Raw genomic sequence first — 12,170 nt, 5'->3', positions numbered from 1 at the left:
TTTGCATATTATTTCTAATTGTGAAATGCAAAAAAGAAGCAGGGGTTCCGGAGTCCCTGCTTCTTCATATTACAGTGAAAATCTCATATTACCGATTTGTCTCCACCACAGATGTAGTTTCACTCTCTGCATCCGCATCCACGTTCAGATCTAGATCCAGTGCGCCACGGCTTTCGCTCGCATAGCTGCTGTTTACGTTACGCTCGCTGTCTTTAACGCTGTTATTGCGTTCGGATTGAGCCATTGTTGCACTCTCTCCTTCGGCCTTCGCGTTCAGACCCAGATCCAGTGCGCCGCGGCTTTCGCTCGCGTAGCTACTGTTCACGTTACGTTCACCGTCTTTCACGCTGTTAGTGCGTTCGGATTGAGCCATTGTTGCTCTCTCTCCTTCGGCATTCACGTTCAGACCCAGATCCAGTGCGCCACGACTTTCGCTCGCGTAGCTACTGTTCGTGTTACGCTCACTGTCTTTCACGCTGTTAGTACGTTCGGATTGAGCCATTGTTGCACTCTTTCCTTCGGCTTTCGCGTTCAGACCCAGATCCAATGCGCCACGGCTTTCGTTTGCGTAGTTGCTGTTCACAGTACGCTCGCTGTCTTTCACGCTGTTAGTGCGCTCGGATTGAGCCATTGTTGCACTCTCTCCTTCTGCTTTTGCGTTCAGACCCAGATCCAGTGCGCCGCGGCTTTCGCTCACGTAGCTACTGTTCGTGTTACGCTCACCGTCTTTCACGCTGTTAGTGCGTTCGGATTGAGCCATCGTTGCACTCTCCCCTTCGGCATTTATGTTCAGACCGAGACCCAGCGCCCCACGGCTTTCGCTCGCGTAGCTGCTGCTCCCGTTACGCTCACGATCATTCACGCTGTTAGTGCGTTCGGATTGAGCCATCGTTGCACTCTCCCCTTCGGCATTTACGTTCAGACCGAGACCCAGCGCTCCACGACTTTCACTCTCATAGCTGCTGTTTACGTTCCGATCATCGCCGCCTCGTGAATAGTCGCTCATCGTTGTACCTTCTCCCGACACATTGGCATTCAGGCCAAGGCCCAGCTTGCCAGAACTGCTACGTTCAACTGTGCGCTCGGAAGAACGATCATTGTAACGGTTCATACTCTCGGAAGATAAGCCGGCATTAAGGCCAAGATCCAGATTTAATGCTCCGCTTGCACTGGATGAACCTCCGAAGCTCCCATGGTTACCGTAACCTGTGTCACGGTGTCCTGACAGAAGAGATCCCAGTTCCAGGCGCAAACCTGCATTTAGATCCAGATTACCACTGCTGTTATTGCTATAGCTATCTGCGTAAGTTGCCTGCGAAGCTCCCAGCAATCCAGCCACCAACGTACCCGACAATACCGACAATTTTACCCAACGATTCACTTTTTTCATGATGATATACACTCCTTCTCAATTTTGGTTGAATTAACGCCATTGTTGCCTAAGAGAAAGAGGTATATTGCGGCGGCCGCCCAGGCGGTGCCTGTGACCATTGACTGAATCCATCGAGCCGTTCCATTCGGAAGGCATAATCGTAATCTGGCGTAACCAGACCCGTGGCTGCTCCCGGAAGTGCAGCGGCTGGAGCGGTTGCTCCACCTCCAGTTACACCGGACGAACCGGAGCTTGTCCCTGCGGAAGCATTAGCTGCTCCGGGAGAAGTTGCTGCAACAGACCAACTGGTTGGTCGTTCTGTGCGAGGCTGCAATGGAGATGATGTTGCATCAGCATCATCTTGTTTCTGATCGACTTTCTGGTTACTCTGCACTTGTTCAGTGACAGCTGGTTCAGCAGATGTCTGATCTACGAGGAATAACTCGTTATCTGGCAAACCTGCATTAACATCGGAATCCTGTCTCAGATCGGTTCCTTCCACAGGCAATGCCTGTGGGACAGCAGGTTGTTCTGGACTTACTTCTGGTTCCGTGGTGACCTCCACCACTTTGCCCGTAACCTGTACTGCGTCCTGTCCTTCCTCGGTGTTCTGTGGTGAAACAGGATCTGCGAGTGCACTCGTATTGGAAGTTTCAACATTCGGTGTTTTGACAACCGTCGGCTTTTCCGGAGTGACTACAGGCGGTTCCGGCTTCACACTTGGAATATCCACCTTTTCCTGATCAGGATTGAGTTCAGCGGTCACGTCTACAACTGGAACTTCTGCTCTCACAGAAGGAAGCTGGACATTTCTCTTACTCAGATCCACTCGGGATGAAGAGATATTGATGGAAGTAACCTCAGGCACATCCACCTTAACCGAAGGTAATTCAACCTTGCCCTGCCGAAGGTCTGTTTTCACAGCAGACGTCTCTGCCTTGATCACCTCGGGTACCTCTGCGGTAACACCAGGCAAGGAAGCAGTACCTTCGTTGAGGTTCACCTGACTGCTTGATACATCGGCTTTGATCACCGGTGTATCCGCCTGTACAGACGGCAGTTCGACGGTTCCCTTCTTCGCATCAATCCCAATCTCTGATGTTCCGGCCGATCCAAGCGGTGTATCTACTTTCAGCTCAGATACACTCAGCTTACCTGTCGATTCATTCGCTTTGATCGACGGAACTTCAACATTCAGTAGTGGTGTGGATACCGATACCGACGGAGTCAGGTTCAACCCGCCATCCGAATCACGTGAAAACAAATTCAGTGACAATCCGCTGGACGGTTTATCCGAAGATACCTGAGCATCATCCGCATACACTTGTGACGTTCCAAACCCCAGCATCAAAGTCCCGGCGAGTATAACCAGTGGTATGCTTCCCAGACGTACAATCGATTTTGGTAACTTTACATACAAGTTGCTTCACCCCCTTTCCGCAAATGCGTTGGTGGGACAAGGCATATGAGTTTTCCCCTAGGAATAATTAGAATACAGGGATTTCTGCCTGTTCCTCATTAAACGTGAAGGCGTTTACTCAAACGCTTTTTAATCAAAAACTTAAAATTTGAAGAAAATTCAAGCCTTCATTTCAACTGTTCTAACCTGAGCAGATCCGGCCTGTTTTTAGTCGCCTGCAATCATTGTTTTGGCTGCAATGGAACCATTCAGATCGGCTTTTTCCCCATTGCGTTTCATCAAATAAATCAAACCAAGCAGGGTCATCAAAATGCCTGAACAGACAAAAGCCGGCACTACACCAAATGAGGTGACCATAAATCCGCCTACCACCGGGCCCATAATATTACTGGCAGTCATCACGCTGCCTACCGTTCCAAATACCCTGCCTGTCATCGCCTCAGGTGTCTGTTCCTGCAACAGGATCTGAAAGGGTACAATCGCAAACCCAATTCCGACACCTGCCAGGGCAAAGAGGGATACTAACAACAGATTGGCACCTAGCCCGGCATGCGGCCAAACCCCAACAATAACTCCGGCTCCGCCGATAACCAGACCCATGAGTATGGTACCCAGACCCATTTTCAAAATATGCCCTGCATGCTTCCACTTCCGTACACTCATCGCTGCAATTAATGTACCTACACCACTTGCTGCCACGCACCATCCCAGTAGATCACTTGAAATTCCGGGAAGTTGTCTGAATAACACCACAGTCTGTGAATCGGCAAATTGCAGAAAAAGTATGGCTGAAGCAAGCAAAATCAGAGACGTTCCTACGTGAGAGAGAGATGCGAGCATGCGAATGCCCTCCTGTGTTTCCTTCCAAAAAGAGCCTTTTGAGCGGTTACGAACACCCCCAGCTGTCTCTTCCTCTACTTCTGTTACGTTATGAATTGCAGATTGGATCACCCGAGTTCCAGGAATCCACAATAAAATGATGCCGGAGATCAAAAAAGACGCTGAATCGATAACAAAACACCAGGTGATGCCAAAAGCGGCTACCAGCAGTCCACCAAGCGCTGGACCAATAATTTTGGACATCTGTTCAATGATCGAGCTGATGGATACAGCTTGCGCAAGTTGTTCGTGAGGTACAATCTCCTTCAGCTTTCCGTTTTTGGCCGGAGAGAACATGACATCGAACAGGGATTTGAGGACCAGCAGTATGTAGATGTGCCAGATCTGGTCAGCAAAAATTAACGCACCCACGATGATGATCCGTGCACCATCGGCTACAATCATCAGCCATTTTCGGTTCAGGCGATCTGCAAGTGTGCCTGCGAATGGCCCTGTTAACAGAATGGGTATTGCTGCGGAAAGTGTGACAAATGTAATCTCCCATGGCGTTGCATTCCAGCGGATACCCACGAGGGTCAGTATTGCGAGCAGATGCAGCCAATCACCCAGATTGGAAATGGCCTGTGCCACCATCAATGTTACAAAAGATCGGTTATTCTTCAGTGGTCGTTGTCCTTCAAACGTTAAATCACTTGTCACCCTTCTTCTCCTCCATTATCTTCCAATTCATAGTATGAACTCATTATATAGAGCAGCCCTTGACTCGACCTCCTGCCAGAGGCGGAGAAAAAGCGACATCTGAAGGATGATTTTTCAGCATGATGAATGATCAAATTTTAAATGCTAAAAATGCAAATCTTGTGACATATCGCATGTTTTTCGTAGAAATAGAAGTTTACAATTAAACCATGGCGACAACCTGAATCGTCAAACATAAATAACCAACTCATATAAGTTGAAATACTCTTTTACATGAACAGCATAACGGAGAGAACCCCTCTTCATCATTTCAACTTATAAAACTAATCTGAAAAGGCGGGATCAGCATGCTGGAATTACAAGAAATCGGAACCGAACGTTCACTTCATCTGTACCGCACCTTGGCCCAGACATTCAAGAGCGTGAATGAACACGCTGTATCCGGAAGCAAAGTGCATGGCTTCAACCCCACCGCATACGGGGTGCTCGAAGTGTTATATATGAAAGGAGCTCAGCCGATTCAACAGGTTGGCGCACAACTTCTGCTGCAAAGTGGTAATGTGACCTATGTGATCGATAAGCTGGAGCAAAAAGGATTGTTACACCGCAAACATTGTCCGCAAGACAGACGTATCATCTTTGTGGAATTGACCGAAGAAGGACAGCGCACCATGGATGACATCTATCCAGGCTATGCGTTGAAGATTGATCGGGCTGTAAGTGGACTAAGTGAAGAAGACAAGGAATTGCTGTCCGAACTCTTGGGAAGGCTTGCACATTCCGCAGACCGTTTATCAGCAAGCAGCTAGAGCGTGTCTTCAAACCTGCCGAAAGCCGGAGCGTAACAGAATGTACTGGAGCAGCTATGGAGCGCTAACGCTAACGAACCTGTGACGACTTATTCAGGGGTTTGAAGCGCTCGCAGCATTTTAAGGAATCTGACACACGCTATCTTTGAATAAACAGCCGTTTACAACGTGTTTTTCAGGTGATTTCGGGAAATAACGTGTCTCATGTTCCTTACAATTTAGAAAGAGGAGCAAAAGGTCAAATAAGACATCACTTGCCTGAGTTGGAAGATGCTCTCTAGTCCACTGCACATGTGCCAACAAAAATAACCGGATTTGCCTGACATCGGCGAATCCGGTTTTTCGTATACATCCACTTTTACTTTGAGCCTTGTGGCTGCGGTGGAGCATCTGCATCTTCGGGTACAATTAAACGTTTGCGTAGAGCAAGCGTCGTTACCCACGAGACCAGTGCAATGACAAACATAATGACAAACAGGGAATGCAAGCTTCCTTCCAGCACGTTACGCAGCAGCGCCCATTTGTCATCCGATAGCGCAGCATCCGTATGCGGTGCGAGCAGTTCATTCAGATCATTCTCCGATATTCCAGCCTCCGCCAGATTCTGCTCACTGGATAACGTGGAAATCCGATAGTTCAACCATGTACCAAAAGCCGCTGCACCAATCGTCTGTCCCAATGTACGCATGAACGTATGCAGTGCGGTAGAGGAGCCACGCTCCTTATACCCTACAGAAGACTGCGCAATAATGGTGAAGATCGTAAACGCAAATCCGAAGCCGAGACCATATATAAAGGTCAGTATAAATAGCACAACCTGCGGAGATGTCCCGCCCACCAGAAAGAGTCCACCCGACCCGATCGCAATACCAGTTAACCCAATCAATGCGGTCATACGTGATCCAATCTTCATCAATAGGCGGCCTGCCAACACACTACCAATGAGCCAACCCACCGACATCGGTGCGAGCAGCAGCCCGGATTCCGTCGCATTACCTCCCCGAACCCCCTGCACCCAGAGCGGCAAATAGCTGGTCAGGCCGATCATCAAAGTACTGGTCAGCAGTCCGGCGATATTCGCCACACGGATATCCCGAATTCGGAACAAATGTAGTGGAACCATAGGGGCCTGAGCTCTTTTTTCCACCACGAAAAATAAAATAATAAACAGAGCGGCGACCACACTCAGCACAACAATCAACGGAGAACTCCAGGCATAATACTGCCCACCCGCCGACAGGACAAATAGCAATGCAGTAATGCCCACCGTGAAGGTCAGTGCACCGACATAGTCAATTTTGGCCGTTCGCGGCGAGATATCTTCCTTCAGATAACGAAATACAAACCACATCGCAAGCAGACCAAACGGCACATTAAAACCAAAGATCCACTGCCAGCCCAGATTATCTACAAAATAACCACCAAGCAGCGGTCCAGCCAGAGAGGAAATGCCCCACACGGAGCTAATCCAGCCCTGGATTTTACCACGTTCTTCAATGGCGTAGATATCCCCAATAATCGTAAATGTAACAGGAACTACTGCACCCGCACCAATCCCCTGAATAGCACGGAAAATAATCAATTGTTCCATATTCTGCGACAGACAGCACAAGAGGGAACCCAGTAAAAATAAGGCACAGCCAATTAGGAATACAGGCTTTCGTCCATATAAGTCACTGATTTTGCCGAAAATGGGCGTACTCACAGCCATCGTCAACAGGTATGCGGTGAAAATCCAGCTCAGCAGCTGTACACTCCCCAGCTCACTGACAATGGTCGGCCCTGCCGGACCAATTACGGTGCCTTCAATCGCTGACAGAAATGTCGCGAGCAACAGCCCCGTCAAGATGAAACTGCGCTTCAAACCTCCAGTTGCATTCACACAAACCCTTCTCTCTTCGTTTCTCTATATAATTGGTACGTTAATTTACACATCTACTACGAACCAGAACAAGCTTCCAATCGCTGTTATCCCCAGATTTTTTCTTCTCCTCTCTAAAGGAGAAATCCGGTGATAGCGTATGCTTCCGATGTAGCTTTCTTTCAGAAAGCTTTAAAGGCGAACGCTTCGCTTCTCCAGCTTTGTTCTGTTTCTTCGTTTACGTGTAATTTAAAAGCAATTATCTATTGTCTCTTTTATTTACCTTTCTTGCGAAGGAACTCATCATACAACATTGAATACATCACCATATCCTTGTATCCGGTGGACGTATGTTGCACCTGTCGTAGCAACCCTTCTCGCGTGAAGCCACGGTTTGTCAAGAACTCGCCGGAAGCCAGATTACGCGGATCAACCAGCGCTTCAATTCGATTAAGACCCATGGTCTCATACCCGAAGGGCAGCAATGCCGAGAAAGCCTCCGTCATATAACCGTGGCGCCAATAGTCACGTCCTAGCTCATAACCGATCTCACCCCGGAATGCGCCTTCAAGCTGCCATGTGTTAAAGCCACAGCTGCCAATGAGCTTGCCTGTTTCTTTGAGTTCTATCCCCCACCGGATCGCATCCTCTTCTCCTGCCATTTGGTTGAGCAGTCCAATCATGTCTGCCGCTTCGCTTGTCCCAATCATGGGCGCAAGATTCATGTAACGGGTCACCTCGCGATCTGACCAGCATGCGAACATCTGGGCCGCATCCCGGCGACGCATTTTACGCAGACGAAGCCGCGCAGTCTCCATTTCGGGAATTCTTCCTTTGCATTTATACATATAAAGACACTCCGATCCGATCTATCTCCGCAGACCATAATATTCACTAGTCATCTAATCATAACCTGCGCCGAATGGCAACTATTCAGTCATGGACACACGTCAAAAAACCGGGCCAATTTCGCTCCCGGTCTTGTTGTACGTATGGAACAATTCAAAGTTTGAGTGAATTACGGAATCATGGCTTGTCCAATGAATTTTAAGCTTTGGACGTTTTCTTGCCCTTCCCCAGTAATTCATCGCTAACCCGGCCAAACACAGCCGTGATTTCCTTGAATTCTTCGATGCCAGTCCCGGTTAGGCTCCATTGGTCCCCGTGGGCGGTCAGGAAATTCTCCTGTGTCAGGTGTTCAAGCTCCTGCTTGATCTCCCGTTCTCCAACGCGATATCCCCGTTCTTCCAATAGGGGCAGTGCCTCGCTAACGTTCAAATCCTGATTTTGCGCGAAATATAGTAGATGAATCCGTACAAAAAGATTCTGTACCTCTGCATGCATAAGCCAAGCTCCTTCCCGGGTTATAGCCCTCCGTGGTTGCTAAGTATTTACCCCACGCAAGAAGCTGAGAAACAGGAGGATTCTTCAGCTATTCCCTTCCCTTTCCGAAATCCTCCGCTTGACTAACCGCATCCTCTGCACTATCTTGAAAATAAGTACCATTTTGCTCGGGAGGGTGATTTACCATGTTTCAAGCTGTTTCCTATGAAGGAACACGAAGTGAGCAGCACACCGCCGTCCTGGGACAGTTAAGTGCTCTGATCCGCGATGAACCTAGTGCGATTGCCAATCTGGCGAACGCTGCTGCGCTGCTCAATGTATTTATGACCGACACCAATTGGGTCGGCTTCTATCTGTATGATGGAAAAGAACTGGTCCTCGGGCCATTCCAAGGACTGCCTGCCTGTATCCGAATTCCACTGGGACGTGGTGTATGCGGCACATCTGCTGCGGAAAAACGTACCCTGGTCGTTGATGATGTTCATGCCTTCCCAGGCCACATTGCCTGTGATGCAGCATCGAACAGTGAGATTGTCGTACCGATTATCAAAAACGGCGAACTGTACGGGGTGCTGGATATCGACAGCCCGATCAAAAATCGTTTTGACGACGAAGACCGCGTCTTCCTGGAGAAAGCCGTAAGCCTGCTCACAGAGCAGTTGGAAGCAACCATACCCCTTTAGGAAATGATGAATAAGGTGATCGGAGTCTCATCATACACAATGATGAAGAACCCGTAATAACAAAGAGCGCAGTCCTCTCAGAGGTCTGCGCTCTTTGTTATCCATTATGATTCACACCCATGTTCTTGCTCGCCCATGTTACTTTATGCATCTAGGATAAATCATGTTCCGCTTTAATCATCATCCCATCCCGCAGGAATTCAGCCAGCCTCGGGTGGTAACCATCATACATCTGACGGAAATTTTTATGCTCTACATACAGATTGGCTAAATCCCGATAGATCTCAGCGGTGGGTGTATAATAACCTTTAATCCATTCAAGATGCCTGCCAATAATCCCTTGTACTTTTGCACTACCGGGTTCCAATCCATCCTCAATGGCCTGTTGCAAGTCCAGATGAACCTGGTCAATTCTCGCCTGGGAATCCAGATAATCTTCTTTTGACTTCAACTCCTGATTTTCAGGCAATGTGGATGTATTGGAAGATTGGATGTCAGACCTCTGAGTACCGTCTGTCTGCACATGGTTCATATCATTAGTGACTACAGGGTCAGAACCCGATTCATTCAGCAACTGGTGACGTCCCTTATTTACAAAACCGATATACAGCTCATGTTCATCAAGTTCCTGTTCACCTTGCAAATGAGAGATCGTTTTGTCCAGTGTCTGAATCAATCCATGCAGACGGAGTGCCTTCTCCAGCATGTCAATCCGATGCTGCTTCATGATGCGTATGACATCCTGGGGATTATCCCGGAGCATCGGGGCAATCTCATTCTCCTTCATACCCACTTCCTTACAGAAAAGGATTTGCTGGAGTCTTAGCAATTCCTGCTTTTCATAATAGATGTCCTCATCTACATCCCCAAAGGCCGGATTCAGAAGACCTGTCTCTGCATACTGGCTCAGTTCGTTCAGACTTACGCCTGACATTCCCGATACGTCCACCATGGAATACGCCATTTGAATACACCTCCTGCCTGTCCTGCAACTCCAGAGTTCAGGCTTAATTCATACTGCATTTTATTTGAATAGTGAGAGAATATAAGACTTTCGGCAATGCTGTACCGCTTCATTCCGCTCGTGCTCTGGATGGGTACATCATGCTTCGGTGATATGAGCGGCGTTTAGTCAGTTATGTTGCGGTATGTTAACTATGTTATACCCGTCTCATCAGATGTGAACCCGCAGTCAGTGAAGAATCAGCATGTATTTTTGAAACTTTTTCTATGATCTTCATATAAAAAAAACCTGTGCCATTATTCTGGCACAGGAGGTGTGTGGTTATGTTTTCATTGGCATACGGTATATTGAGTAAAAGAATGGAAGAAAATCACCCTTTGTTAAACATAACAAACTTCAATTCCATCATTTCCTCTACAGCATATTTTACGCCTTCACGCCCAATCCCACTTTGTTTCACCCCGCCATAGGGCATGTGATCCACTCGGAACGTCGGAATATCGTTAATCATAACTCCGCCTGCTTCGATCTGATCGACAGCATGGAGGGCGGTATGAATATCGTTTGTAAATACGCCTGCCTGAAGCCCGTATATCGAATCGTTAACATGTTCAATACCCTCTTCAACGGAATCTACCGTATTGATCACAACGATGGGTGCAAACACTTCCTGACAGGATACCTTGGCATCACGCGGAACGTTAATCAGTACCGTTGGACGCAGAATGCCTCCTTCAGCTTGACCGCCTGCTGCCACCTCAGCTCCTGCCTGTTTGGCTTCTTCAATCCAATCGTGTGTACGCTGTACATCCTTGGAAGTAATCAGCGCAGAGACCACCGTATCCGGGCTCAGCGGGTCTCCGACCACTACTTGTTTGGCCGCTTCAGCGAAACGCCGGATGAATTCTTCCGAGATGTCACGATGTACGTAGATTCGCTGTAGCGAGATACATACCTGTCCCTGATAGGTGAAAGCACCGGTCACGCATCGAGGAATCACTTTGTCCAGGTCTGCGTCCTTATCCACGATCACCGCTGCATTTGACCCAAGCTCCAGTGTCACGCGTTTGAGTCCTGCTTTGCTACGAATGCTCGTGCCTACTGCTGGACTGCCTGTAAACGTAATGTGAGCAACATGGGGGTGCTCAACAAGAACATCACCAATCGTTTTGCCATCACCGCTCACCACGTTCAATGCACCATCCGGCAATCCGGCTTCCTGAAGCAGATTAGCGATGTAGTAGGATGAAAGAGGTGTCTGCTCCGCAGGTTTGAGAACAATCGTATTGCCCGCTGCCAGCGCTGGGCCTACCTTGTGGGCTACCAGATTCATTGGAAAATTAAACGGTGTGATCGCACCGATGACGCCTAGAGGTTGCCGCATCGTATAGCCAATACGACCTTCTCCACCTTTGGCTGCATCCATCGGAACCGTCTCTCCGGTCAGCCGCTTGGCTTCTTCGGCGGCAAAACGATACGTTTCCACCGTCCGGTCAACCTCGGCCAGTGCTGCCGTAATTGGCTTTGCCGCTTCAAGCGCAATAATTCGCGCTGCTTCTTCCTTGCGTTCTTCAAGCATGGAGGACAACTTGTACAGAATATCTGCACGCTGATGTGCAGGCATCTGGCGCATTGCCTTCCCAGCTTGAACCGCAGCTGCAACGGCAGCCTCCGCTTCCTCGGCTGAAGCCGAAGAGACTTCTGCCAGCGTTTCCCCGGAGTATGGTGCTTGAAGTGTTTTATAATCTACGGATTTGGTCGGTTTGCCCCCGATAAACAGATGTTGTTTTTTCATATGCTGCATCCTCCACTCCATCCTTTTCGAGCCTATTGAACTTAATCTATTTATACACTATTTCCGTGCTATCAACCCACTACGATATTCGGCAATCATAGCTTGTAACGTGTCTGATGAGCCATTGTCGCGATCTTGAGCTATTGCATTATAAAGGATTTCATAACCTATTTAACCGTCAGGACGGGGCACTCTGCATGTTTTAACACGCCATGGTTGACACTGCCTACGATCATCTCTGCGAGCATGCCTTTCCCGCCTGTACCCATCACGATCATTCCACAATCTCGTTCGCGCGCCACACGGCAGATCTCATTAACGGGATCACCTGCGCATGATCCGAACCATCAACAGCAACCAATATATGTTTCAGCATTGCAATT

Annotated in this window: 11 protein-coding genes; 2 read left to right on the top strand and 9 right to left on the bottom strand. The window is 48.5% G+C overall.

The genetic code is table 11. The features are described 5' to 3' along the window. Positions 1-88: 88 nt before the first annotated feature. From MKZ13_RS03200 to MKZ13_RS03190, 3 genes are all read right to left on the bottom strand, one after another. Positions 89-1,390 carry a hypothetical protein gene (locus MKZ13_RS03200; RefSeq protein WP_339181700.1) on the bottom strand — a complete coding sequence of 434 codons (1,302 nt, stop codon included), beginning with the start codon at positions 1,388-1,390 and terminating at the stop codon, positions 89-91. 49 nt (positions 1,391-1,439) lie between these two features. Beyond that, positions 1,440-2,792, bottom strand: a complete 1,353-nt coding sequence (locus tag MKZ13_RS03195; RefSeq protein ID WP_339181697.1) for a hypothetical protein — start codon at positions 2,790-2,792, stop codon at positions 1,440-1,442. A gap of 207 nt (positions 2,793-2,999) precedes the next feature. After that, complete coding sequence (locus tag MKZ13_RS03190; RefSeq protein WP_339181695.1) at positions 3,000-4,331, bottom strand: MFS transporter; 1,332 nt, start codon at positions 4,329-4,331, stop codon at positions 3,000-3,002. A gap of 347 nt (positions 4,332-4,678) precedes the next feature. On the opposite strand from MKZ13_RS03190, the gene MKZ13_RS03185 reads away from it, so the two are divergent. Then, the gene (locus MKZ13_RS03185; RefSeq protein WP_017690799.1) at positions 4,679-5,140 is read left to right on the top strand and encodes a MarR family transcriptional regulator; all 462 of its coding nucleotides are present in this window, start codon (positions 4,679-4,681) and stop codon (positions 5,138-5,140) included. Between the two features lie 358 nt (positions 5,141-5,498). Here MKZ13_RS03185 and MKZ13_RS03180 read toward each other — a convergent pair whose 3' ends face one another. The 3 genes from MKZ13_RS03180 to MKZ13_RS03170 form a co-directional block, all read right to left on the bottom strand. After that, on the bottom strand, positions 5,499-7,004 hold the full coding sequence (locus MKZ13_RS03180; RefSeq protein ID WP_339185314.1) for an MDR family MFS transporter: 1,506 nt from the start codon (positions 7,002-7,004) through the stop codon (positions 5,499-5,501). A 272-nt stretch (positions 7,005-7,276) separates the two neighbouring features. Next, entirely contained in the window at positions 7,277-7,849 is a 573-nt protein-coding gene (locus MKZ13_RS03175; protein ID WP_076254763.1) for a GNAT family protein, read from the bottom strand. 199 nt (positions 7,850-8,048) lie between these two features. Next, on the bottom strand, positions 8,049-8,345 hold the full coding sequence (locus tag MKZ13_RS03170; protein ID WP_036614170.1) for a hypothetical protein: 297 nt from the start codon (positions 8,343-8,345) through the stop codon (positions 8,049-8,051). Positions 8,346-8,530: 185 nt separating this feature from the next. Between MKZ13_RS03170 and MKZ13_RS03165 the strand changes: the two genes are divergently transcribed. Next, entirely contained in the window at positions 8,531-9,028 is a 498-nt protein-coding gene (locus MKZ13_RS03165) for a GAF domain-containing protein (RefSeq protein ID WP_036614172.1), read from the top strand. Positions 9,029-9,179: 151 nt separating this feature from the next. Here the strand turns inward: MKZ13_RS03165 and MKZ13_RS03160 are convergent, their stop codons facing one another. The 3 genes from MKZ13_RS03160 to MKZ13_RS03150 form a co-directional block, all read right to left on the bottom strand. Further along, the gene (locus MKZ13_RS03160; RefSeq protein ID WP_339181691.1) at positions 9,180-9,992 is read right to left on the bottom strand and encodes a TipAS antibiotic-recognition domain-containing protein; all 813 of its coding nucleotides are present in this window, start codon (positions 9,990-9,992) and stop codon (positions 9,180-9,182) included. A 370-nt stretch (positions 9,993-10,362) separates the two neighbouring features. Further along, complete coding sequence (locus MKZ13_RS03155) at positions 10,363-11,787, bottom strand: aldehyde dehydrogenase family protein (RefSeq protein ID WP_339181688.1); 1,425 nt, start codon at positions 11,785-11,787, stop codon at positions 10,363-10,365. Between the two features lie 167 nt (positions 11,788-11,954). Beyond that, positions 11,955-12,065 carry a universal stress protein gene (locus tag MKZ13_RS03150; protein ID WP_339181685.1) on the bottom strand — a complete coding sequence of 37 codons (111 nt, stop codon included), beginning with the start codon at positions 12,063-12,065 and terminating at the stop codon, positions 11,955-11,957. Positions 12,066-12,170 lie beyond the last annotated feature (105 nt).

The sequence above is a fragment of the Paenibacillus sp. FSL R5-0701 genome, from assembly GCF_037973995.1.
In the GTDB taxonomy this organism is placed as follows: domain Bacteria; phylum Bacillota; class Bacilli; order Paenibacillales; family Paenibacillaceae; genus Paenibacillus.
Note: the sequence above shows the minus strand (reverse complement) of the source record. Positions and strands in the feature narration are given on the sequence as shown.